Genomic DNA, 25,295 nt, shown 5'->3' on the forward strand with positions numbered 1-25,295 from the left:
GCCGGCCCGAGCGTCTACCCGCTCATCTCGGGCGAGGCCGAGCCGGGCGCCCTCGTCGAGGTCGTCGACGAGGGCGGCACCGTCTGGGCACGGACCGCCGCCGACGAACGGGGCTCCTGGACGGTGTCCGACCTGTCCGGCGGGATCGACCAGACGGATGCCGCCGCCTACCTGCCCGCGGGCGACCACTCGCTGTCTGCGCGCCAGCAGGTCGACGGCGCGACATCGCCCCTCAGCCCGCCGTCGGCGGTGACGGTGACGGCGCCGCCGACATTCACCTCGCCCCTCGCGGGGTCGACGGTCGCGGCCTCGGGTTTCGATCTGGCCGCGACGGGACAGCCGAATCTCCAGATGCAACGTGCCCGCGTGGGCGAGGCAGTGCCGTGGCGCGATCAGCCGATGGCGCTCGATGCCGACGGCCGGTACACCTCGCGGTTCTCGGTGCCGACCGCCGGACCGGTGACGTTGGGGCTGCGTTACCTCGACCCCGCCACCGGACGATTCGGTCCGGCATCCTTCGTATCGTTCACCGCGTACTGACCGGACCGCCCGCAACCGCGCGGCCGCGGGTCAGTTCCCGCCGACGACGTTGCCGCTCAGGCGGCCGTGCAGAGCGGATGCCGTCGCGTTGAGCCCCTCGATCGCGACGGTCTTGCCGTGCCGCTCGTACTTGTTCACGACGGCGTCGAGCGCGGCCACCGTCGAGGCGTCCCAGACGTGCGAGCGGGTCATGTCGATGACGACGCGGGCGGGATCGTCGGCGTACGCGAACTGCGTGGTGAGGTCGTTGCTCGAGGCGAAGAAGAGCTCGCCGACGACCTCGTACCGGGCGACCGGCTGGTCACCGACGGCGTCGAGGGTTCGCGTGACGGTGACGAAGTGGGCGACGCGACGGGCGAACATCACCATCGCGGCGATGACTCCGAGGATGACGCCGATCGCGAGGTTGTGGGTCCACACCGTCGCCACGACGGTGATGAGCATGACGGCCGTCTCGCTCTTCGGCATCCGCCGGAGGGTCGCCGGACGGATGCTGTGCCAGTCGAAGGTCGCCACGGTGACCATGATCATGACGGCTACGAGTGCCGCCATCGGAATGATCGCGACGACGTCGCCGAGCGCGAGCACGAGGATCAGCAGGAAGACCCCGGCGAGGAACGTCGAGATGCGCGTGCGCGCCCCCGACGCCTTCACATTGATCATGGTCTGCCCGATCATGGCGCACCCGCCCATGCCGCCGAACGCGCCCGACAGGATGTTGGCGGCGCCCTGGCCGAGGGCCTCGCGCGTCTTGCGCGAGTGGGTGTCGGTGATGTCGTCGACGAGCTTGGCGGTCATGAGCGATTCGAGCAGGCCCACGACTGCCATGGCGAGCGCGTACGGCGCGATGATGCGCAGTGTCTCGAGGGTGAGCGGCACGTCGGGCACGAACAGTTCGGGCAGGCTCGAGGGCAGCTCGCCCTGATCGCCGACCGTCGGCACCTGCCAGCCGAACACCACGACCGCCGCCGTGAGCAGCACGATCGTGACGAGCGGGGCCGGGATCACCTTCGTCAGCCGCGGCAGCGCGACGAGGATGATGAGCCCCGCGGCGACGAGCGGCCAGACGAGCCACGGGATGCCGTCACCGAAGAGCTGCGGCATCTGCGCGAGGAAGATGAGGATCGCGAGCGCGTTGACGAAGCCCACCATCACCGACCGCGGGATGAACCGCATGAGCTTCGCGACGCCGAGCACCGCCAGCACGATCTGGATCACGCCCCCGAGAAGCACGGTGGCGATGAAGTAGTCCATGCCGTACTCGCGCACGACGGGCGCGATGACGAGCGCGATCGCCCCCGTCGCAGCCGTGATCATCGCCGGGCGGCCGCCGAGGAAGGCGATCGCGACCGCCATGATGAACGACGAGAAGAGCCCGACCCGGGGGTCCACTCCGGCGATGATCGAGAACGCGATCGCCTCGGGGATGAGCGCGAGGGCGACGACGAGCCCCGCCAGCAACTCGCGGGTCAGCAGCCGGGGGCTGCGCAGAGCCTGCAGCACGGTCGGTTCGATGCGATAGCGCGCGGCGCTGTCGCGGGCGGAGGTGACGGCGGTCACTCGGTGCCTTCCGGTCGGCGCCCGACGACGCGGGCGGGATGATCGCGCGGGCGGGGTGATCGCGCAGCCCGCGCAGCGCCGGCTGTCCGACGCGGGAAGAATGAGGGGGCGGCGCAGATCTGCGCCGACGAGAATCTAACGTAACGTGAGGTTTGATGTCGAATCGCGATGAGGTGACCATGCGCATCGGAGAGGTGACCGAGCGCACCGAGCTGTCGTTCCGCACGCTTCGTCACTACGACGAGATCGGCCTCGTCACCCCGTCCGCGCGCACCGACGGCGGCTTCCGGCTGTACACGGAGGACGACGTGGCCCGCATCCTGCTCATCCGCCGCATGAAGCCGCTCGGCTACAGCCTCGACGAGATGCGGGAACTGCTCGACGTCGTCGACGCCCTCACCGCTGCCCCCGCCGACGAGGAGCTGCGCGCCCGCCTCGAGACGATCCGGGCGGGCGCGACCGAGCGGCGCGAGAAGCTGACCCGGCAGGTCGCGATGGCCGACGAGTTCCTCGAGCAGCTCAGCGACATCTGATCGACGCGAGGCGGCGGAGCGCCCCCGGATCTCAGGCGTACGCCCGGTGCACGTGCCACCCGCCCTCGCCGCAGTAGACGTCGAACACGAACGTCTCGCCGTCGGCATCCGTCGCCTGGAAGCGCCATCCGTAGAGCCCCCGTCGCCGATCGTCGTCGGCGGCGAGGGACCAGACCGAGTCGCGGAGGCGGGTCGGGATGTCGCTCACGCTCCATCGCCTGCCCGCGTAGAACATCCGCGCCGGGACGTCGTCGACGAGCCAGAGGGTGACGTCGTGAGCGCTCGTCGTGTCGGTCATGACAACCGAGGATAGAACAGATCTTCGATCCTTGCCAGGGCGTTATTCGAACACCGCTTCGCTCCGTACGCTGGACCGATGGATCTGCACAGCCTCTTCGGGCTCTCCGGCCGACGCGCCCTCGTGACCGGCGGGAGCTCCGGCATCGGCCGGGGAATCGCCGAGGCGCTGGCCGCCGCGGGGGCAGAGGTCATCGTCGCGGCCCGCGGTCGTGACCTGATCGACGAGACCGTCGATCAGATCCGCTCCGAGGGCCGGCTCGCGTCGGGGATCGTCGCAGACCTGTCCTCCCGCGCGGGCTGCCACGAGCTCGCCGATCAGGCCGGCGACATCGACATCCTCGTGAACTCGGCGGGCATCAACATCCGCCCTCCCCTCCTCGACCTCGACGAGCCCGCCTGGGATGCCACGATGGCGGTCAACCTCGACGCGCCCTTCATCCTCGGCCAGCGATTCGCCCCCGCGATGATCGAGCGCGGGTACGGCCGCATCATCTCCATCAGCTCGCAGCAGGCGAGCCGCGCCTTCGCCTCGAGCGGCGCCTACGGCGCGTCGAAGGCCGCCCTCGAGGGCCTCGCCCGCTCGCAGGCGGAGGCGTGGTCGGGGGCCGGGGTGACCTCGAACGTGCTGGTCCCGGGCTTCGTCCTCACTCGCCTCAACGAGCGCCTCGCGAGCAACCCCGACGTCGTCGACGCGCTGGCCGCTCGCACCTTCGTCGGGCGCAACGGCGTGCCGGACGACTTCGCCGCCGCGGCGATCTTCCTCGCCGGCCCGGGCTCGGCCTATGTGACCGGCCAGTCGATCGCCGTGGACGGCGGTTTCTCGGTCCACTGAGGCTCACCTTCCTTCGCCCATACCAGGTGAGCGCTCCCACGGGAAGGGCTCCCCTTCGGCCGGATGCTCGGACAGACTGAGCCGCTAGGTCGATCAACACGGGGAGTCGTCATGGCAGTGCAGGGTGAGACATCGTCGGCATCGGCAGTCCTCGACGCGCTGTGGGCGTATGAGGCCGCGGAGGGTGCCATTCGGTTGCGGCTGCGCGACTCGATGCTCGTGTGCGAGAACGACCTGATCGCGCTCGAGAAGCTCATCGAGGCGCAGGACCGCGACATCGCGCTGACCCCGTCGAACATCACCCAGGAGCTCGGGATCTCGTCCGCGAGCACGACCGCGATGCTCGATCGCCTCGAGCGTTCCGGGTATCTGCGGCGGCAGCCGCATCCCTCCGACCGCCGTAAGGTCTTCGTGACGCTCGGTGACCGCCCGGTCGAGAGCCTGCGCCAGTCGGGTACGGACGTGCAGCACCGCGTCGAGGACGTCATCGCCGACATGCCCGCCGGCTCCGCCGCCGTGCTCGTCGACTTCCTCTCCCGCATGCGGATCGCCGCCGAAGCCGCCTGACGCCCCGCGCGCGTCGGCCGCGTGCCGCGACGTGCCGCCGCGTGCCGCGATGCAAGGCATCCGATCCGACACCCCGGTCCGGATGCCGCTGCCCCGGCGCGTCGCACACGATCCCTTGCATCCGCGCACCGGGGCGCCCGGGCTCAGTCCGCGGCGACCGGCACGCCCGTCGTCCGACGCCCGGCCGGGGCCCAGCCGAAGAGGAGAAGCGCCGCGGCGAAACTGAGCGGCCCGATCAGGTGGAAGACCTGCGACAGCGCCGAGACGTCACCGCCCGAGGTGGCGAAGGTGTCGGCGATAGACATCCCGATCGAGAATCCGGCGAACAGTCGCAGAAACAGCGCGGCCCCGATGATCGAGAGGTACAGGATGCCGAGCCGGCGGGGCGTCAGCCACGCGCCTCCCCTCGTCAGCGCGCCGACCGCCACACCGGCCGCCGCCACCAGCCACACCCCGCCCCATACGGCCACCGCCCCCGCAGCGAACGCCGGGTCGAACCCGTCGGCCGCGATCATCGCGGCGTAGATGGCGTCCAACTCGTAGCCGGGCACCTTGGCGAGCGGATTCCACACCAGCAGATCGAGGGCGCCGAGCACGAGCACCGCTGTGACGGACACGAGCCCCGCGATCGCGACCGGCCGTCGTCGAGCCAGCGGTGCGGAGCGGTCCTCCAGGGCGAGCGGCGTCGATCGCCAGGCGCCGGCCAGTCCGATCGCGGCGCCGCCGACGGTGAGGCCGACGCCCGCCGCGCTCACCCCCGCTGCCACGGGGCGCACCGCGGCGAGCGCGAGCACCGGGATGCCGAGCGCGGTGACGGCGAACGCGAGCCTCACGACCGCCGACCGCGACAGCGCGGCCGCGCCGATGAAGAGGGCGATGGCGAGCAGCACTCCCCCGAACAGGAGCACGCTGAGCGCCGAACGGCCGACGGCGAGCGCGATCTCGACCGCAGCCGGTATGGGGACCGCCGGGGAGGTGCGATCCCCGGTCAGCCACAGCGCGGCTGACGTCGCCCCGACCGCGGTGAGCAGCGTGACACCCCGCCGGCTCAGCCGGCGCGAAGCCGTGCCTCGGGGCTCGCCGGTCAGCACCGGGGAATCACGGTCCGCGCTGAGGGCGACCGCGATCGCACCGCGCACGACATCCCCCCGGCGCACCCCGGCTTCGTGAGCCCCGGCGACATCCGCCCGCCACTGCTCGAGATGACGTGCCCGCGAGGCGGCCGGCATCGTCCGGCTCACCGCCCGAAGGACAAGGTCGAGGTTCATGCGATCACTCCCCTCGCCTCGCCCCGGCCGCGTCCGGGCTCGGGCTCTTGCCGACGCGCTCGGCGGCGCTGCATCCGCACCTCATGCGCATCGACGGCGGCGCGGGCTGCGACGAGGCCGTCGGGCGTCAGGCGGTACAGCCGCCGCCGAGGCCCGCTGCGATTCGGGTCGACCTCCCACTCGGAGGTCACCCACTCCATCGACTCGAGGCGCTCGAGGATCGGGTACACGCTGCCCGCGGGCCGGCCGGTGCGGTTGACGATGCGCAGCCCCCACACCGGTTCGGACTCGCTGATCAGAGCCTCGAGCACATCGACGGTCGCCGAGGTGATGCGTGTGAGCGGCTGCATGACCGCATGCTATCTCTATATACCTAGAGATAGCCCCTGTGTCTTGGTCCGCCGCCCGTGCCGCGATGCAAGGCATCCGATCCGACACCCCGACCCGGATGCCGCATCCCCGGGGCGTCGCACACGATCCCTTGCATCCGCGCACCCGCACACCGCGCACCGCGCACCCGCGCACCGTGCACCGCGCAGACCTCAGCGCCGCCCGCCGAGCACACGGGCGATCTCGCGGCGGCTCGACACCCCCAGGCGTCGCATGATGTTGGCGACGTGGTAGTCGACGGTCCGCTTCGAGAGGTGCAGCAGCCCAGCGATCTCCCCACTCGTGTACCCCTGACCGACGGCGTCGGCGACCTTCCGCTGCTGCTCGGTCAGTCGCGCCGTCGGGTCGCCGCCGCGCGAACCGCGCTGCATCTCCGTCGTCGTCGCGGCGACCGCCTCGTCGTACCGCCGCGCCAGCCCGCCCGCGCCGAGCTCCTGCAGCTCGGCACTGGCGTCTTCGTAGACGACGAGCGCGCGCCGCGGATCCGGCCGGCCGTGCGCACCGAAGAGGCTGTAGTGGATGCCGGCGACGACGCGCACCCAGGCCCGCCCGAGCGGGTCGTGGTCGAGGGTCAGCAGCGCGAGGGCGCGGTCGACCGCGTTCGTCGCCTCGGCGTACCGTTCGTCGTGCTCCGCCAGGATCGACACGAAGGCCCAGGCGTACGCACTCTGGTCGGCTCCGGGCTGGGCGGTCCACAGGGCCACGCCGCGTCGCACCTCGTCGACCCGGCCGAGGTGCCATGAGGCGAGCAGGTTCAGCATCCGCCATTCGTCGACGCGGTACGGATGCCGGTACCCGGGCTCGGCGGCATCCTCGAGCGCGCGCCGCAGCGCCGGCCAGTCGCTGAGCGAGATCGCCATCATGATGCGGGCGTGCGTGATCACGATCTGCGCGAGGAACGACGGAGTGTCGCGGCACAGCAGTGCGGCTCGGTCGAGCACGGGCCGGCTCGCGTCCATGTCGCCGCGGAGGGCGAGGAAGAGCCCGTGCACCGCGAGCGCCTGGGGCTCGAGCCAGTCGTGCTCGATCGACCCGGTCGGCGGAGTCGTCGCGCGCACCGCCTCGGCCGCCTCGCGCCACCGCCCCTGGCGTACGCGCACGAACGCGAGCTCGACCTCGGCGTGCAGGCGCACCCCGGGCCGCCAGGCGGGTGCGAGTCGCGCCCCGCGCGCGAGGTTGAGCGCAGCCTCCCCCAGCCGGCCCGACAGGTGCTCGACACTGCCGAGGCTCACGAGGGCGAGCGCATGCGCGGGCGACAGGCTGTTGCGTATCCGCAGCGGAGCGAGCGTCTCGGTGAGGGCGCGTCGCGCGGCATCCCCCGCGCCCGTGTGCTGTTCGACCACCGCGTCGAGGCCCAGCAGATCGAAGGTCACGTGTTCGGGCACCGCGACCCGCCCCTCGGCAGCGGATGCCGCGGTCACGACAGCGCGGGCCGCCTCGAGGCAGCGCCCCGCGGTCACCCACGACGCCGATCCGACGCAGCCGGTCGCGACGTAGGACAGCAGCAGCGGCAGCAGCATCCCCTCGCCCTCGAGCGGATCGACGACGTCGGTCTCGTTCACCTCGGCCAGCGGCAGCCCCGCCAGCGGCACCTCGGCGAGCGGCACCTCGGCGAGCGCGACCATGCGCGTCACCGCGCCGTCGAGGTCGCCGTCGCCGATCTGCAGCATCGCGAGCACGCCCTCGCGCAGCACGCTGTCGGGCAGCGCCGTCACCTCATTCCGGTGGGCGGCGAGCAGGTCGGCACGGTAGCCGCGCAGCCCGATCGAGCAGGCCAGTGCGAGGCCGTCGGGATCCCCGGCGGCGTGTGCGGCGAGTGCCGCGCGGACAGCGGTCTCGGTCTCTCGACGTCGCCACGCGGTGCGGGCCTCGTCGAGAAGCGGGTGTCGTCGCATCCGCCGCCCTTCTGTCGGCGTTCAGTCTGCCAGGTGCGGCGGGCTCGTCGTTCGCACGCGCGGGCGTGACGGTGTGCGACGTCGCGCGAGCATCGCGCCGCCGGCGAGCACCGTGAGCAGCGCCGCGACGGCGATTCCCACCGACGGCGCAGCGCCACCGGTCGCCGCGAGAAGGCGAACCCCGGATGCCGCGCCGCGGTCCGTGCCGGCGCTCGATCCGCCCGGCACCACCGACCCGTCCGGCACGACGACCGGCGGCTCCACCACCACCGGCGGCTCCGGGTCGACGACCACCGGCGGCTCCGGGTCCACCACAACCGGCGGCTCGGGGTCGACCACGGGCGGGGCCGTCCGGCCGAACACGGCGATGTCGGCGACTCCTGTCGATCCGGTGAACTCGGCTTCACCCCAGGCATCGAAGACGAGCCGGATCGCCGAGGTCGTGACCCGCTCGAACGCCACCTCGCCGGACGGCTCGTCGCGCGACGGCGTGAACGTGGCGCCCGCCACCGCGAGCCATCGGCCGGTCGCCGCATCCCACTGCTCGACGCGCCAGCCGCGCGGCGGGATGAGCCCCCGCGCCTCGTCGTCTGCGGCATCCCGCGCGAGGGCGACCGACACCCGCTCCACGGTGACCGGGCCGCCCCACGTGAGCTCGAGCCACTGCTCGCCCACCCGCGGCCACGAGCTCCACACCGTGCCGGGGTCGCCGTCCACGGCGGCAGCCGCGCTCGACCATTCGGGCACGTACGACGCGGTCGCCACGGCCGAACCGGTGATGTCGCGCACCGTCGTCGGGTCGGCGCACGGCACGGTGACGGTCACGGTGGCCCGATGCGCGGTCTCATCGATCTCGTCGACGCGGACGGTCATCCCGGAGTTGAGCTCGACCGTCTCGCCCGCCGTGATGAACTCGTTCGCCTCGGTCGTGTCGCCCGGCCGTTCCAGCAGGTCACCGCCGTACGGCTGCGCGGGGTTCGAGCGGAGGATCTGAACGCCCGACACGGTCCGTTCGGCCTGCCACGGGCTCGGCCAGGCACCGTCGCCGCTCACCGGGTCGGACGCGTCGCTGTACTGCACCCAGTACCGCGCGTCGGGGTTCTCGGGGTCGGTCCAGGTGAGCGTCCGGGATGCGGGGGTCCCGGCTCCCAGGCTGTCGAGCACCGCCGTGCGGGCATCGCCGCACACCGGCTCGCGAACGTTCAGGAGCACGCCCAGGCGCGCCAGGGTCGGGCTCGACAGCGGCAGGAACGACCAGGCGCCGCCCATCATGTCGGTCCGGTTGCCGTACTCGTCGCGCGGGCACTCGACGCCGGCGGGATAGTCCCAGCTCGTGTCGCAGCGGATGCTGGACGCGTGAGCCAGTGAGAGGTTGTGACCGAGCTCGTGCGCGAGCAGATACGGGTCGGGCCCGGGCTGGAACGTCCCGCCGCCGTCGTCGGGATCACCGGGCTGCTCACCGTTGGCCCACGTGGGGCACGGGTCACCGGGCGGGACCATGATGACGAGGTGCCGGGCCGCTCCGCCCTGCCAGCCGATCCGTTCGCGCAGCCACTGATGCAGACCGGCCGTGTCGCTGCATCCGATCGGCTGGTCGACGCTCTGCCAGTCGAGGAGCTGCTCGAGCTCGAAGCGGATCGCGCCGTTCGTCTCACGGTCGTAGAACCCGTCGACGAGCTCGAGCGAGCGCCGCGCCTCGTCCGCCGCGAACGACGGCTCCGAGCCTTGCGGCGCGAGGAGCGCGATCGTCACCCGGTGATCACGGATGTCGGCGCGTGCCGGGACGTCGATATCGACGAACCCCGGCCCGGCCTCGGCCCGCACGGGTGACGCGACCGCGGGCGAGGCGACCGCGGGCGCGGCCCCCGTGAACACCGCGGCGCTGATGGCGAGGACCGCGCTGAGGACAGCGGCCGTGCGACGGCTCGCGGCCGTCGCACGGCGGGCGCCGACCGTCACGATCCCGCGCGTCCGGTGCGCGTCCGCGGCCGCGCTCCGACGCCGTCGGCGGTGCGGAGCATGCGCGGGAGGAGAACACCGCCGCCGGCCAGGAGCAGCAGCAGCGCCCCCGCCGCCAGCCCCGTCGGCACCTCGGCACCGGTGTTCGCGAGGCGACCGCTCGGCTTTGCGTCTGCGCGCACGGTTCCCGGACCGGCGACACCGGTCCCGGCTCCGCCCCCGGCACCGCCGGATCCGTTCGGCACGCCGGGGGTGCTGGGCCCTCCCGGGACTCCGGGCACGCCCGGCTCATCGGTCCCGGTGGAACCGGTCTCGACCCGCAGCGAGCGGTCCGGCGAGACGTTGCCCGCGACATCGGTCGCGCGGAACACCACGTCGACGGCGCCCCCGCCGCGCGGCAACCGCAGCACGCCGTCGAGGGGTGCGCGCACCGTGCCGTCTCTCGCCACGCGCAGCTCGCCGCCGCGCACCGGCACCCAGGCATCGCCCGAGCGCACCTCGACGACGCCGATCCCCGAACCGTCATCGGTGGCCTGCAGGTCGACCAGGAAGCCTTCCTCGTCCTCGCTCACCGAGCCCCGCACCTCCGGGGCGACCGTGTCGATCCGCACCGTCACCGCGACGCGGTCCGAGACGTTGCCCGCCGCGTCGACGGCTTCGGCCTCGACGAGATGGATGCCGTCATCGGCCACCACGACGTCATCCGACAACGGCTGCCAGGCCTGGCCGTCGATGCGAACGCGCACCGCCGGTGCCGCATCCGCGTCGTCTTCGGCGGCGCCGGCGAAACGCACCGGCTGCCGGAACCAGCCCGAGGCTGGCACCACGTCGGCGGTGTCGAAGCTCAGGGTGGGGGCGGTGGTGTCGACGGGCTCCGTGACCTCGGCGGTCCAGGCCTCGAACTCGTGCGCCGCAACGGAGCCTCCTGCCTCGGCCGCGCCCCACGACTGCATCAGCGCGCGCAGCGCCGTGGTCTCGACCGCAGCGAAGCGCACCTCGTTGCGATCGGTCGTCGACCGCCCGTAGACGTCGTCGGTCTCGACGTCGTGCCACGCACCGGCGGCATCGCGATACTGCAGCACCCACGAGCGCGGGGGGATGAGGCCGGCGTTCTGGTCGTCGGCGGCATCCCGCGCGAACACCACGGCCGCACGGTCGAGGGTGACGGGGCGGTCCCAGGCCAGCTGCAGCCACTGCTCGCCGACACGCGGCCACGTGCCCCACGACGCGCCGCCCAGGGCACCGTCCACGACGGCGTCGACGGGCGCCCACGGCGATGCGTACGACGCGGTCACCGCGGCGAACGGCGCGACGTTGCCCGTCAGCGGAGCGTCGGGCGAGCGCGGGAGCGTCACCGGCACCGGCATCGACACGTTGCCGGCGGCGTCGGTCGCGCGGAGGTAGACGACGTGGCGCTCGAGGTCGGGGGCGGCGATCGGGGCGTCGTACGGCTGCCACCCCGTCGGCTCGTCCACCGCGTACTCGAGGCTCGCGAGCCCCGAACCCGCGTCCGTCGCGGCGGCGGCGACCGTCCGCGCCTGCGCGTCGACGACACCCGTCGCCACGGGGGCGGTGCGGTCGACGCGCACCGAGACCGTCTGTTCGGCCGAGACATTGCCCGCGGCATCCGTCGCCCGCGCCGAGACGGTATGGGTGCCGTCGGTCTCGATCGTGGTGTCGACACGTCGGATGTCCGACGTCGTCGTCCAGTCGCCGCCGTCGACCGACACCGCGATGCTCGAGCGCACGTCGCGGTCATCGGTCGCCTCGGCACGGACCGTCACGGCACCGACGAACCAGCCGTCGGCGCCTTCCGCGCCGCGGGCCGTCAGCTGCAGCACCGGCGCGGTCACGTCGGGCTCGCCGGCGTCGCTCGGGTCGATCACGGTCACCGTGACCTCGACGCGCGCAGCCGCATAGCCCGTGGCCACGCCGCTCACCGTGAACGTGCCCGGCTGCCCGTATGCCGCCGGGTCGACGGCATCCCAGCGCACCGGAGCGGGCACGCGCTCGTCGCCGTAGCGCAGCTCGACGGTCTCGGGCAGCTCGGGCGCCTCGCCGACGGCGGTGCGGGTAGACGCCGGGTTGTAGCCGTCGGCGGCCACGGCGTCGACCGACCACTCCTCCACCGCCAGGGCCGAGTAGCGCGGCGTCGCGCCCGTTCCCGGCGCGGCGTCGAGCACAGCCCGCAGGCGCGTCGTCGTCGCGGGGGCGAAGGTCACCTCGATCGGCGTGCGCGTCGTCGTGGGGTATCCGCTCGCGCCCTCGACATCCCGCCACCCGCCGTTCTGCCAGTACTGCAGCTTCCAGGCGCGGGGGGCCGAGACGCCGTCGCCGCTGCCGGGTTCACGGTCGCTCCAGAACTGGATCGTCGACCGGTCGATGCGCACCGGCTCGGTCCAGTCGTACTGGATCCACTCCGCCGCGGCACGGTCGCCGTCGTACGAGCCCCACATGTCCGGCGGCAGCGGGTTCGGGCGGACGATTCCGTCGTTCAGCGCGGCGATCCAGTACTGCGCGGGGATCGGCTCGTTCGATGCCGAGGCCGTCGCCTGCGGCGCGACGTTCGCGCTCGGGGTCTCGACCTGCTCGGCACCGAGGGTCGGGACGACCGGCAGGATGCGGGCGGGGGTGACGGAGTCGTCCCAGCGCAGGGCGTCGACGGCGACCGAGCGGCGGAAGTGGTTGCCGCCCTCGGCGTCGGCCGTGTGGTACGCCATGTACCACTCCCCCTGGAACTCAGTGATCGCCGGGTGACTGGTCGTCGACGAGACCGGCGCGAGGATGCGGCCCTGCGACGTCCACGGCCCCAGCGGTCCGGGCGCCGTCGAGTACGCGATGCACGCGTGGTAGACCGCGGGCGTGCACCAGCTGTCGGGGCCGGCCGTGTTCGCGGCGTAGGCGAGGTAGTAGGTGCCGGCGCGCTCGAAAAGCCACGCCGCCTCGAAGAACCCGTCGACGCCGCTCGTGATGGCGGTGGGCTCACCGATGAGGCTGGTCATGTCGGCGCCGAGCTCGATCGCGAACAGCCGGCTGAAGCTGCCCCAGTACATCCACACGCGCCCGTCGCTCGCGACGTACACGGTCGGGTCGATGTTGTGCGCGTCGTTGCCGAGGATCTCCTGCGACACGATGGGTGCGCCCACCGCATCGGTCCAGGGGCCGAGGGGCGTGTCCGACACGGCGACGCCGATACCGAAGGGGTCGGGCGAGTCGCTGCCGGCTTCGTGCACGGGCACGTACCAGTAGAAGCGGCCGTCGGCGCCCTCGACGACCTGACCGGCGTACGCGCGCCCGGGTGTCGCCCAGTCGAAGACCTGCTCGGGGCGCATGAGCGCGGGGTGCCGCTCCCACTCTCCGCCGGCGACGTCCGCGGTCGAGAAGGCCTGCCACTCGTTCATGATGAAGTCGTTCGTGGTCGGACCCGCCTCGTCGCGCCCCGCGTAGACGTAGAGGGTGTCGTCGACGACGAGCGTGGCGGGATCGGCCGAGTACACCGAGCCGTCGCCGAGGATCGGGTTATCGAGCGCGGTGGCCGCGGGGGCCGGCACGGCGACGGCGAGACCGGCGACGACGGCACCCGCGATGAGGGCGGCCGATGCGCGGCGGGGAAGCGAGCGGGGCATGACGGTCTCCTTCGACCGGTGCGACGGGTGCCGCGATGAGAAATGGGGTGAGGCGGGGACGGGCGGCGCCGGGCGACCCGCCGAAAAGGCGGATCGGCGACGTGCGTGGACGGCACGCTATCGATGCGTCCATCGGTACCGCAATGCTTTTCGGTGATTTCGAAACGGCTCGAAATCGGGGGCGGCGCGCCGGCGCCGAGGCACGCCGTCAGGGGGTGCGGGGCGTGGGTGCGCACCCCCTGACGACGACCGGGTCAGCTCAGGCGACGTCGGCGGGACCGCGCCAGCGCGGCACCCGCGCCGACGAGCGCGGCGCCGCCGAGCACCCAGGCACCGAGGGCGAACGTGCCGCCCGTGGCCGCCAGCGATCCCGGCTCGACGACGGTCACCCAATACCACCCGATGACGCGGCCGTCCGCGCCCGTGATCGCGAGACGGTGCTCGCCGAGCGGCGCGTCACTCGCCACGCGGAGCGAGACGGTTCCGTCCGCGGCGACGGTTCCCGATCCGAGCGCGCTCGGCGTCGAGAGCAGCCAGCCCGACACGTTTCGGCCGGCCGTGGCGGTTCCGACGGTGATTCTCACCGTCTCACCGCGCACGAGCGTCGTCGGACCCGACACCGCGTCGCGCGTCGCTTCCGTCAGCTCCGCTGACGTCGGAGCCTTCGGGGTCGTCGGCTGCGTCGTCGACCCCGGCGTCGGTCCCGCCGTGGGGCCGGGGTTCGGCGGGGTCGAGGGCCCCGGCTCCGGCTCCGGCTCCGGGTCCGGGGTCGAGCCGGCGGGCGCGGTGAGCGCCGACACGACGATCCGGTCGATGATCGGAGACAGCTCCGCCCGCAACGGGATGCCGGGGAAGTTGTCCTCGGCGAAGGTCTCGCCGTCGAAGTTCGGCTGCTCCGACGATGCGAACCGGATCTGGTTCTGCCCCTGGGCGAGGTCGAGCACCAGGGTGCGCTCCCAGAAGTTGTTGCGGTGGAAGGTCGGCACGAACAGCACTCGTTGCGCGGCGCCGTCGTTGACCGAGATGTCGGCGTGACGGGCCATCGGGTTCGGGTTGTAGTGCGTGGCCGGAACCTGCTCGGGGTTCGAGAACCGCACGACGACCGCGTGCGGCCCCGCCTCGGCGGCATCCACCGTGAACGTGAGCGTGTTGTCGTTGCCCCGCTCGCCGCCGATGCCGTCGACCGCCGCGCCGCCGTCGGCGAGGTCGGCTTCGACGACCGTCGCCGTACCGGCGAGTGCTCCGTCCTCGGCCTGGTAGGTGCGGTGCTCGATCTTGTCGCGCGAGCCCGAGACGGTGATCTTGTCGAGGGATGCCGCACCGCGCACGACGATCTTGTTCACGCCGCCCTGCAGCTGGACATCGGCCTCGCGCGCGCGGGAGAGATCGAGGATGTCGTCGCCGTTGAGGCTGACCGTTCCGCCGCCCGCGCCGGCGACCTCGAGGAAGGCCTCACCGTCGGTGTCGCCGTAGACCCAGAAGGTCGCCGAGTCGGCGGCGTCGAGGACGACGGAACCGGGGTTCTGCACCGACACCTCGCCGTTGTGGTCGGAGTGCTCGGCCTCGTACACGGTGCTCGGGGCCGCCTCGGTCGTCTCCAGCGTGATGCGATCGATGATCGCGTCACCCTGGGTCGAACGCGAGCCGTCCACGCTCGAGGTCGAGAGAGCGATCTCGTGACGTCCGGCGCTCAGCTCGACGCGCGTGTCGGCGTGGTCCCACACGACCCAGCGGTAGCTGAGGGGCAGGTGGATCTCCTGTTCGCTGCCGCCGTCGACGGTGAGGAACACGTTCGTCGGGCCGTTGTCGGCGATCTCGGGGTCGGTGTTGAGGCTGCTCGAGAAGACCGACAGGTCGTACGAGCCGTCCTCGGGCACCTCGACGGTGAAGACCGCGGTCGAATCGGCGCCCGTGCGGAACCCGCCGATGTCGTAGGCCCCTGAGGTGAAGTAGTTGCCCACGGCGTTCGGCGATCCCTCGGGACCGTTGCGCGTCACGTCGCCGGTCAGGGCGGCATCCTCCGCCTCATACGAGCCCCGCCAGGTGGCGGCGACGTCGATCGGCTGCGCGTTCTCGCCGGGGGTGACGACGATCTCGTAGGCATCGGAGTCCGTCATCGCCGGCAAGCCGTCACGGCCGAACGGCACGGTGATCGTCCCGTTCTCGACGGCGACCACCCGGTCGCTCAGGAGCCGCGGCTCCGACGAGTCGCCGATCTGGCCGGTCCACCCGATCTCACGCACCTGGACGCGCACCGACGTTCCGAACGTCTCGCTCGAGATGCCGGTGACGTCGACGGGCGCGCTGCCGTTGGCACCGCCGACGAGCGCCCGCGCGACGCGCTTGTCGTCGTCGATGGAGGCCACGCCCTGGAGCGTGTAGTTCACCCCGGGTGAGGGCGGGGTGACGGTGGCGGACTGACCGCTCATCTGCGCGTAGGCGTTGTACAGCCACCACTGCCCGTTGCCGCGGTTCTGCTGCACCGCTGAGTCCGACAGGTTGCCGTTGATGTTCCAGAAGGCGATCATCGCCTCGACCTTGGTGTCTTCGATCGCCGACATCCACTGCACCATCTGGCCCGGGACCGAGGTGTGGTAGTTGAACGCGTACTCGTTGATGTTGATCGGACGGGGCTCGCCCTCCCAAGCGGTGCCGGCGAATGCCGCGGCCTCCCAGCCGCGGTAGCGCGCCACCGACTCGCGGATGGCCTGCGGGTGCGACAGTTCGTGCCAGGTGACGATGTCGGGCACGGTGTCGGCCTGCACCGTGTGGCGGAGGAACCCCTCGACCTGTGCGAAGAGGTGCTCGGTTCCCGGGCCGGCGATGCGCAGCGGGATGCCAGTGCGCTCCGACCAGTCGCGGATGGTGCGGTAGGTGTCGTCCCACATCGCGAAGTAGACGGTGGGGTCATCGAGCCACGACACGTTGCCCGACAGCGACCACGGCACGTTGCGGTTGCTGAACATGTTGCCCTCGGGCTCGTTGAACGGCTCGATGACGAGGTGATCGGCGACGTAGCCGCGCTGGGTGTCGTCGACCGCGGCGAACTGCTCGATCATCTCGAGCTGGTCGTTCAGGCGCTGGGTGTAGTCGGCGCGCCGCTCTTCGGGCGTGCTGCCCGGCACCTGATACGGGAAACCGCGGTAGTAGTCGGTGATGCGGAGGTAGACGTCGCCGCCCGCGCGGGCGAGGTTCGGCAGGATCTCCAGTGCGTCCGACCCGGGGTGCTGGCCGCCGTCCTGCGCTTTGGTCGCGACCGAGCGGACGTTCATCCCCTCGATGAGGTTGTCGGTCGGCATGCCGTCGCCGTAGAGGCCGTAGAGCAGGCCCGACGCGCCGCCCTGGAATTCGCCGGTGCGCGCCGACAGGTCGACCGTGAGCTCGCCCCGGGCGACGGTCACGTCGGTGCGGACGCTCTGGCCTGCCGCGACGCCCGACACGGCGAAGGTGCCGGGTTCGGCGTAGCGCTCGGCGGGGACGTCTTCCCAGTCGATGGCGATGTCTCGGGCGTAGCCGTCCGAGAACGCTCCGCGAACCGCCGGCGCAAGCGCGGGGGCTTCCCCGATCCGCGTGGATGCGGTGAAGACCTGCTGCGTCAGCGACTGCAGCGTGGGCTGCGCGGTTCGGCTGATCTCCGCCACGTCGGACGCGGTGAGCGCCGCCCGGTAGATGCGGAAGTCGTCGACGGCTCCGTCGAAGGCTGGATCAGGGTAGAACGACCGGCCGATCGAGCCGCCGAACTCCGACGTCGCCGTGACGAGTTCGCCGGGGGTGATGTCGGTCGTGGTGGTGGCCAGTTCCGTGCCGTTGATGTACGCGGTCAGCTCGTCGGCGTCGGTGTCGAGGGTGAACGCGAGGTCTACCCAGTCGCCGACGCGGAGGGGGTTCGAACCCAGGATCTGCTTCTCGGCAGCGCCGCCGCTGGCACGGGTGATGGCCGTGCGCAGGTTGCCGTCGCCCGATTGCGGCGTGAAGAAGAGGTACTTCTGGTTGTCGGTGCCGATCCCGAAGAGCCACTGCCAGTTCGCGCCGCCGTCCCAGCGAACCCGCGTCGTGACGCTGAGGTCCGTCGCCCCGGCGATGGGGTCGCGCGGGATGCGGATGGATCCGCCGCTCAGGTCGAGCGCGGCGCCATCAGGTCCCGCGATCGTGGTTGCCGCGCCCGAGAGCGCACCGTTCCAGCCGTTGCCCGACGAGTCGGGAACCACGCCGTCGGCGACGCCGTCCATCGAATAGTGCAGGTCGGGTTCGGGGGCCGCGGCCGCGGCGGGCAGGGCGGCGCCGGTCAGCGCGAGGCCGCCGCCGACCGCGAATGCGGTGGTCACGGCGGTGACGCGTCTGCGCAAGTGGCGCGATCGTGGATGGGTCATGTCGTTGCCTCTCTTCGGAACGGTGGAGTTCGGCTCGTGCGGGGGGTGGGAACAGGAGCGGGTCGTCACGGCTGCGGCGGTTGCGCGACCGAGCCGCGGTCGATGACGACCGGCGGAAGCAGGAGGTGGGCGTCGCGGGGCGCGGCGTCCTCGATGGCGCCGACGAGCTGCGCCACGGCGCGGCGCCCGAGTTCTCCGGCGGCACTGTCGATCGCGGTGAACGGCAGCGAGAACGCGCGGGCGAAGTCGTCCGAGTACCGCCCGATGACCGAGACGTCGTCGGGCGCGCGCAGGCCGCGTTCCCGCAGGACGAACGGCAGCGCCGCCGCGGCGGCCTCGTTGTTCAGCAGGATGCCGGTCGCATCGGGGTGCATGTCGAGGATGTCGTGCAGCTGGCGGCCGACGTCCGGCTGCGATGCGGCAGCGTGGTGACGGTGCAGGGTCACGCCCAGCCGATCCGCCATCTCCTTCGCCCCGGCGGCCAGACGCCAGACGTAGGCCCCGCCCCGGTCGACGACGTGGCGGGGTTGCGACACGAGGACGACCTCGCGGTGATCGAAGGCGTGGAGGTGACGCACCATCAGTCGCCCCGTCGAGCGGAAGTCGAGATCGAAGACCAGGAGACCCGCGGGGTCGCCCGGCGACCCGATGAGGACGCTGGGCTGATCGATCTCCGCCAGGACGCGAAGCCGGTCGTCGTTCTCGCCGACGTTGAGGAGCACGATCCCGTCGACCATGCGAGACGCCGCGAGTCGCCGCAGCGCCGCGACGCCGTCTTCGTCCGACACCAGCAGGGTGTCGTAGCCCAGATCACGAGCGCCGTCGGTCACCGCTCTGATGAATTCGAGCATGGCCGGGGCGAACTCGTCGGAGAGGAATCTCGCCATCAGGGCGAGCACCTTGGTCTGCGATGTGGCCAGCGCGCGTGCGCCGGCATTCGGGGTGTAGCCCAGCGACTCGACGGCCTCGCGGACGCGCTGGCAGACGGGCTCGGAGATCGTTCGCTTGCCCGACAGCACATACGAGACGGTCGCCCGGGATACGCCCGCCGCGAGGGCGACGTCGGTGATGGTGGCCATGATGCCTTTCGGGTGAACCGGTTCAACGGTGAACCGGTTCACCGCGCCGTCGGAGTTCTGGGGGGAAGAGAAGGAGGGGAAGGGGCCGGGGGTGTGACCCCCGGCCCCTCGGCGTCACGCCGCGCGGCGGCGGCGGATGATGCCGATGGCGACCAGCGCGAGTCCGAGCAGGACCACGCTCGCGCCGATTCCGATGGTGTTCGCGACGACGCCGGCCTCCTGGCCCGTGGCGGGAAGACCCGTCACGGTGGGAGACGTCGCGCCGGGCGTGACCACCGTCACCTGCGCCGTCAGCACACCGCTGGGCACGACCAGTGCCACGGTGTGCACGCCGGCCTCGGCGTAGGCGGGAACGGTGAACACACCGGATGCCGTCCCGTCGGCGCCCACGGTCAGGGTGCCCAGGCGGACCGGGGTCGACCGGAACTCCACCGCGAACACCGTGCCCGGCTTGGCGCCCGAGACGCTCACCGGCAGCTGACCGCCGGGGGCGACCTGCGTGACGCCGAGGCGCAGCACCTCGTCGCCCGTCAGCGAACCGCTCGGCTCGCCGCCGGGATCCGTGCCCGGACCCGTTCCGGGGTCGGTGCCCGGACCCGTTCCGGGATCCGTCCCCGGGTCGGTGCCGCCGGTCGTCTTGGCCGGGACGGCTGCCTCGGCCACGGCCGAGACGTTGCCGGCGACGTCCGTCACCCGCACCTGCGCGGTCGTCGCGGCATCGCCGGTCGGGATCGCCCCGCCCGTCGCCGTCGCCCACGCGCCTTCGCCGAACCGGTACTCGACCAGCGCCACTCCCGAGAGGGTGTCCGTCCCCGTGGGGGTGATGGTGCGGGATGCCGCGTTCCAACCGACACTCGCCTCGGGCGCCGCCGCGTCGCGCTTCACCTCGACCGAGCCGGGCTCGGAGGTGTTGCCTGCGGCATCCGTGGCCCGGAACCACACGGTCGTCGTTCCGTCCGCGGCGACCTCGACGGGCGCGGTGTATGCCGCCCAGGCACCGTCGCCGACGCGGACCTCGATCGCCGGCGCGTCGTCGCGATCGTCGATCGCCGTCGCGCTGACACTCACCGTGCCGGTGTGCCATCCGCTGGCCGGCGCTGCCGGCGACACGGCGGCGGTGACCACCGGGGCCTGCGTGTCGGGGACGACCACCTCGGGCTGCTCCCAGACCTGCCATTCCTTGATGCCGACGCTGCCCTTGCCCGACTCGGTCCCCACCGGGGTGAGGTTCAGGCGCAGACGCGTCGTCTCGACGGGTGCGAAGTCGACCGTGTTGTAGGAGTCCTTCGCGACGCCGTAGTCACCGGTCGCCTCGACGGCGACCCAGGCCTCGGCATCCACATCCCAGTACTCCGCCGCCCAGGCCTTCGGCACGTCGATGCCGAGTCCCTGCGCGTCGATGTTCGAGACGAAGTACACCCCGAGCGAGCTGACGCGCACCGGTTCGGTCCACTCGTACTGCACCCACTGCGGCGAGACCTCGGGCCACACACCCCACACGTTGGCGTTGTCGTTGGGGGTGACATCGCCCGACGAGGTCGGCTGGACGTTGTCGTTCAGACCGTCGACGGTGTTCCAGCCTGCCGTCCCCGATGCGGTCGGGGTCGCCAGCAGCGCCACGTTGCGGCGCTGCTCGCCCTCGGCCCGGGGAACGGTGCGCTCCACGATCTGCGAGACGTTGCCCGCGATATCGGTGGCCCGCACCGCGACCCGCGTCTCGTCGAGACCGACGAGCACACTGCCCGTCAGCGGCGTCCAGGCCTGGTCGTCGTTCAGCCGGTACTCGACCGAGTCGACCCCGGATGCCGCATCCGTGGCGGTCGCCTTCACGGTCCGCGAGACGGCGTCGGCGGTGACCTCCACCACCGGGGCGGTGGTGTCGATGCGCACGACCTGCTCAGCCACCGCCGACTGGTTGCCGGCGGCATCCGTCGACCGTGCCTGCACGACGTGGCTGCCGTCACCGTCGACCGGGACGGCCGCGGTGTATGCCGTCCAGGCGCCCTCGTCCACGCGCACCTCGGTGCGGGGAGCGGAGTCCTGGTCGTCGGTCGCGGTGACGGCCACGGTGACCGCCTGCGTGTGCCAGCCCGAGTCGGGCGCGGCGGGCGAGACCTCGAAGGCGACGGTCGGCGCCGTGGTGTCGTCGCCTCCGGCTCCGACGGTCACGGCGGCCGAGGCGGCCTTCGTTCCCGGCAGATCGCTCTGCACCGTTCCGGCGACGGTGAAGTCGCCGGCCTGAGCGTACGAGGCGGGCTCGACGGCGTTCCAGGTCACCGGGAGGTCTTGCCGCGAGCCGTCGTTGAACAGCACGCCGACACTCTTCGGCAGCACCGGCGCCACACCCACGAGGGTGCGGGTGGTGACCGTGTCGACCTGGTTGATCTGGCCGGGGGCGGTGGCACGCACCCAGACCGTCGCCTTCGCCGGCAGCGGCGACCCCGGGACGATGCCCGAGAGCGGGAAGCTGCCCTCGCCCGCGACCTGGTCCTCGGTGACGGGAGCCCACGAGACCGGGAGGTCGGCGTGGCTGCCGTCGGAGTAGGTCGCGTCGACCGTCGTCGGCAGCTGCGGGATGGTGCCCACCGCCGTCCGGACGTCGATCGGCTCGATCGCCGTCGGGGCGTCGGCGTACACCTCCAGCTCGCTGACGGCCACGGCGGCGCGTGCCGCCCCGGTGCCGGCTGCCTCGAGCACGACCCGCAGGCGGGTGGTGGTCACGGCGTCGAAGGTGACGTTGTTCGGAGAGGTGCGGTCGATGCCGTACGCCGAGGCGCCGCTCACGTCGGCCCACGCCGAGCCGGTCCAGTACTGCGCCTTCCAGCTCTTCGGAACGTTCACGCCGCTCGTCGAAGCCGGGTCGGCCTGATCGCTCCAGAAGCTGATCTCGGCACCGGCGATGCGCTGCGGCGACTGCCATTCGTACTGCAGCCAGCGGGTCGCCGGGTGGTTGCCCGACCAGGTGCCCCAGATGTCGCTCTGGCTGCCGCCCGAGAACAGCACCTTGCCGTCGTTGACCGCGCGCACGTTGTTCCACGACGCGGTGTACTCGGCCGTCGGCACCGCGTCGGGTGCGACGTTGGCTCCGGCGGTGGCCGGCTCGCCCTGCACGGTGACATCGGCCTGCGACGTCTTCTCGCCGTCGGTGGCGGTCAGGCGCAGCACGTACTCACCGGCGTCCGAGAACCGGGCCGTCGTCGATGCCGAGGCGGCGTCGTCGAACAGCACCGTGGCGCCGTCGGGCGCGCTCTGCACCGTCCACTGCGAGCTGAGCTCACCGCTCGGCAGCCCGTCGTCCTTCACCGAGCCGACGAGCGCGGCGGCGCCGCCGACGGATGCCTGCGGGTTCTCCCACGCCGTGACGAGCGGCGCCTGGTTCGTCGACTCCGGCGCTGCGAGACCGGTGCGGAACACCTGCAGCTCCTTGACACCGGTCTTGGCGCCGGCCGCGTGGGTGACCGTCAGTCGCACGGCGTCGCCGGTGACCTCGGGGAACTGCACGTGGTTGTAGTTCGCGCGCGGGTAGGCCGGCATGCGTGCCTGCTGCGGGATCGGCGTCCACTGACCGTTCCGGCGCACCTCGAGCGTGTACACCGACGGCTCGGCATAGCCTGCCGCCGTCGCTGACGACGAGCTGTCGTAGAAGTACACCCGCGCGTCGTCGAAGGTCTGCTCTCCGCCGAGCTCGACGGTCAGCGCGTCCTTGTCGTTGGGCGAGCCTGCCGTGCCCCAGAAGGGCTCGTTGATCGTCGCGCCGTTCACGGCGCCCGCGGGCTCGCGCCCGGGAGCCGAGAACGTCGCGGTCGCCGACTCGGCGAGGTTGGCGCTGCCCGTGCTGGCGGTGCGGATGTCGGCACCGGCCTTGGCGAACAGGTCGACGATGCGGGCGTCGTCGGCGAAGCGCACCTCCTGCGGGGCCTGCACGGCGGATGCCGTGGCCGTCACCACCTCGGCGTCGCCGCCCAGCACCTCGACCTCACCGGTGGCGGGGTCGTAGACGACGTGGGCGAGGTCGTCGACCGTGAACGCGAGCTGGCCGTCGAGGAAGACCGAGTAGCCCTCGGGGACGTCGTCGCCGTAGTGGCGCTCGCCGCCCGGCTGATCCCACGTGACGGTGAGGTCGCGGTCGCGGTAGCGGATGTTGTTGGCGGTGAAGTGATCCCAGCCGATCGCGATCGGGTCGAGCTCGATCTTGGCGTCGCTGCGGGTGCGCACGCCCATCGCATCCTCGATCATTGTGAAGTTCGTCGCACCGAGGATCGTGTGGTGGATCCACGAGCGGTAGTCGATCTTCTGCGGGTCGGCCGATCCGTTCGCCCAGAACTCGTTCTGGTCGGGCAGGCGGTTGTCGCCGCCGTTCTGGTAGTGGGCCCAGGCGTTCCAGTAGAGGAGCTTCTTGTACCACTCCGCGTTGATGGCATCGGTCGGGTAGTCGCGCAGCACGGTGGAGAGCATGCGGAACGTCACCGTGGAGTTGATCACCGAGAAGTTGTTGCTGCCCTGGCCGCCGGTCGCGTTGTACGCGGCCTGGTCGGCCTGGTTGGCGGTGAAGAACGGGAAGATCGGGTACTGCTTGTCGTCGGCGAACAGTCGGAGCGCCTCGACGTAGTCGTCGTCGTAGTCGGCGTCACCGGGCTTGGGGACGAGCCCGACGGTGAAGGGGTAGTAGTTGTTGATCTCCTTCCAGGGCACGTGCTCGCCGTTGTTCGCCATCGCGTGCTCGAGGAGCTTGCGATCGGGGTTCCACAGCACGTCCATGACCTGGGTCTTGATGTTCTGCGCGAAGGCTTCCATCTCGTCGGCCTTGGCGCTGTTGCCCGCGACGCGGTAGGCCTCCGCGGCGGCGAGCGCGTTGGAGTACAGGTAGGCGTTCTCGGCGCGGTCCTGGAATCCGCCCTTCCAGTGGAACGACACCGCATCCGCGTCGTTGCCGGTCATCGCGCCCCAGTCGTACTCGATGAGGCCGTTGCCGTTGTGGTCGTACGCGTCGACGAGTCCCTTGACGTCGTACTCGGCGTACTCGGCGAGGTTCTGCGCGATCGGGGTCGGGCCTCCGTGCAGCTCGTAGGCGCGCCAGGCCGCCTCGGAGATGTACTGCGTGTAGCTGTTGGACCAGTTCGCGGGGTCGCCGGGGTTGTCGACGAACTTGTAGCTCTTGCTCGTCTCGCCTGCCGAGACCCACGGGCCGTACGAGTAGATCGGGTCGCGGAAGTACTTCAGGTCGTCGATGAACATGCCCGTCGTGAGCACGATCGCGTTGTTGTAGCCGAGCACGCCCTCCATCGAGGTCGGGAACTGGTAGGTGTTGCCCGGGATGTCGGCGTCGAGGAAGTTGTAACGCATCAGCCACCAGCGGTAGTAGAGCGTCTTGTCGATGTTGTCTTCGGGGGTGTCGAGGTAGGGCACGTTCTCGGCCCACCACCGGTTGTAGAGCGTGACGTGCGCGGTGTACGCCGCCGCCGCGGTGGCCTCGCGGATGGCGTCGTAGTCGGTGCGCGAGTCGGTGATCTCGTCGGTGACGAGGCCGAGCTGCACCTTCGTCGACGCCGTCCCGCCCGCGGGTACGGCGAGGGTGCGCACGAGGGTCGCGCCGGCGGGGGCGAACTGGTCACCCGACAGGCGCGGCGAGAGCTTCGTCAGGTCGTTCAGCGCCTGGACGTGGCCGACGAGCTCCTCGCCCTCGGCCGTGGTGGCGTAGGGGGAGCTCACGATGAGCTCGACGTCGACGGCGCCGCCGGTGGCGCGCACGTCGAGGTTCGTCACGAGCACGTTCGCGTCGGTGATGAACTTCGTCTGCACGACCTCGATGCCGGTGCCCGCGTCGGTGTGCACGCTCTGCCAGTAGCTCGGGGTCTGCTTGCGCTTGGTCGTGTCCTCGGTGAGGGCGATCTCGGCGCCGCCCACGCGAGCGGTGATCGTGTAGGCGCTCCGGCCGTCGATCGCCTCCCAGTACGCCAGCTGCCCGGCGAAGCCGAGGACGGCGGGGTTGTGCTCCTTCATGAAGGCGGCACGACCGCGGGTGAAGAGCCACTGGTTGTTGTCGCCGAAGCTGCCGGCGGTGCCGGTGCGGGCGAGCATCTCGTCCATCCAGAAGTCGTTCTGGGCGTTGCTGCCCGCGCCGGCGGCGACGTCGGCGTCGAAGATCCGCATGAGCTGGTTGCCGGGAGTGTAGGTCACCCCCGTGTCCGGCACGGGGTTGGGGCTGCCCGAGAAGGTCGGATAGCCGATGTCTGTGTTGGCGGCGTAGGCGGGCGCGACCACGAAGGTCGTCGCCAGCACGGCCGTGACCGCTGCGGTAGCGATCGCGGTTCGCCCGAGCCGACCGGAGGTCGTCGGAGTGCAGTCCACGGTGATTGATTCCTCTCGGCGCCGTTCG

The 25,295-nt window shown here is 71.7% G+C and carries 14 protein-coding genes; 4 read left to right on the forward strand and 10 right to left on the reverse strand.

Going from position 1 to position 25,295, the window contains the following annotated elements; all coding sequences use genetic code 11:
* On the forward strand, positions 1-540 hold a 540-nt coding region (locus tag O1W71_RS11790), incomplete at its 5' end, for a hypothetical protein (protein WP_269268051.1).
* Positions 541-570: 30 nt separating this feature from the next.
* Here O1W71_RS11790 and O1W71_RS11795 read toward each other — a convergent pair.
* Complete coding sequence (locus tag O1W71_RS11795; protein ID WP_269268052.1) at positions 571-2,100, reverse strand: SulP family inorganic anion transporter; 1,530 nt, start codon at positions 2,098-2,100, stop codon at positions 571-573.
* 155 nt (positions 2,101-2,255) lie between these two features.
* On the opposite strand from O1W71_RS11795, the gene O1W71_RS11800 reads away from it, so the two are divergent.
* On the forward strand, positions 2,256-2,633 hold the full coding sequence (locus O1W71_RS11800; RefSeq protein ID WP_269268053.1) for a MerR family transcriptional regulator: 378 nt from the start codon (positions 2,256-2,258) through the stop codon (positions 2,631-2,633).
* A gap of 31 nt (positions 2,634-2,664) precedes the next feature.
* Here O1W71_RS11800 and O1W71_RS11805 read toward each other — a convergent pair whose 3' ends face one another.
* Positions 2,665-2,931 (reverse strand): hypothetical protein, encoded by a 267-nt coding sequence (locus O1W71_RS11805; RefSeq protein WP_269268054.1) that lies wholly within the window; start codon positions 2,929-2,931, stop codon positions 2,665-2,667.
* A gap of 78 nt (positions 2,932-3,009) precedes the next feature.
* On the opposite strand from O1W71_RS11805, the gene O1W71_RS11810 reads away from it, so the two are divergent.
* Together O1W71_RS11810 and O1W71_RS11815 are read left to right on the forward strand one after the other, a co-directional pair.
* The gene (locus O1W71_RS11810; protein ID WP_269268055.1) at positions 3,010-3,765 is read left to right on the forward strand and encodes an SDR family NAD(P)-dependent oxidoreductase; all 756 of its coding nucleotides are present in this window, start codon (positions 3,010-3,012) and stop codon (positions 3,763-3,765) included.
* Positions 3,766-3,876: 111 nt separating this feature from the next.
* Entirely contained in the window at positions 3,877-4,332 is a 456-nt protein-coding gene (locus tag O1W71_RS11815) for a MarR family winged helix-turn-helix transcriptional regulator (protein WP_162815443.1), read from the forward strand.
* Between the two features lie 143 nt (positions 4,333-4,475).
* Here O1W71_RS11815 and O1W71_RS11820 read toward each other — a convergent pair whose 3' ends face one another.
* The 8 genes from O1W71_RS11820 to O1W71_RS11855 all read right to left on the reverse strand — a co-directional run bounded on the left by O1W71_RS11820 (position 4,476) and on the right by O1W71_RS11855 (position 25,267).
* Entirely contained in the window at positions 4,476-5,600 is a 1,125-nt protein-coding gene (locus O1W71_RS11820; protein WP_269268056.1) for a hypothetical protein, read from the reverse strand.
* Positions 5,597-5,950, reverse strand: a complete 354-nt coding sequence (locus tag O1W71_RS11825; protein ID WP_269268057.1) for a PadR family transcriptional regulator — start codon at positions 5,948-5,950, stop codon at positions 5,597-5,599. The genes O1W71_RS11820 and O1W71_RS11825 overlap by 4 nt, the downstream gene beginning before the upstream one ends.
* 192 nt (positions 5,951-6,142) lie before the next feature.
* The gene (locus O1W71_RS11830; protein WP_269268058.1) at positions 6,143-7,885 is read right to left on the reverse strand and encodes a LuxR C-terminal-related transcriptional regulator; all 1,743 of its coding nucleotides are present in this window, start codon (positions 7,883-7,885) and stop codon (positions 6,143-6,145) included.
* A 21-nt stretch (positions 7,886-7,906) separates the two neighbouring features.
* Entirely contained in the window at positions 7,907-9,844 is a 1,938-nt protein-coding gene (locus O1W71_RS11835) for a discoidin domain-containing protein (RefSeq protein WP_269268060.1), read from the reverse strand.
* Entirely contained in the window at positions 9,841-13,470 is a 3,630-nt protein-coding gene (locus O1W71_RS11840) for an OmpL47-type beta-barrel domain-containing protein (RefSeq protein WP_269268061.1), read from the reverse strand. The genes O1W71_RS11835 and O1W71_RS11840 overlap by 4 nt, the downstream gene beginning before the upstream one ends.
* Before the next feature lie 254 nt (positions 13,471-13,724).
* On the reverse strand, positions 13,725-17,795 hold the full coding sequence (locus tag O1W71_RS11845; RefSeq protein ID WP_269268062.1) for a LamG-like jellyroll fold domain-containing protein: 4,071 nt from the start codon (positions 17,793-17,795) through the stop codon (positions 13,725-13,727).
* Positions 17,796-17,905: 110 nt separating this feature from the next.
* Complete coding sequence (locus tag O1W71_RS11850) at positions 17,906-18,919, reverse strand: LacI family DNA-binding transcriptional regulator (RefSeq protein ID WP_269268064.1); 1,014 nt, start codon at positions 18,917-18,919, stop codon at positions 17,906-17,908.
* Positions 18,920-19,033: 114 nt separating this feature from the next.
* Positions 19,034-25,267 carry an OmpL47-type beta-barrel domain-containing protein gene (locus tag O1W71_RS11855; RefSeq protein ID WP_269268066.1) on the reverse strand — a complete coding sequence of 2,078 codons (6,234 nt, stop codon included), beginning with the start codon at positions 25,265-25,267 and terminating at the stop codon, positions 19,034-19,036.
* Positions 25,268-25,295 lie beyond the last annotated feature (28 nt).

The sequence above is a fragment of the Microbacterium sp. H37-C3 genome, from assembly GCF_027157935.1.
In the GTDB taxonomy this organism is placed as follows: Bacteria; Actinomycetota; Actinomycetes; order Actinomycetales; family Microbacteriaceae; genus Microbacterium; species Microbacterium plantarum.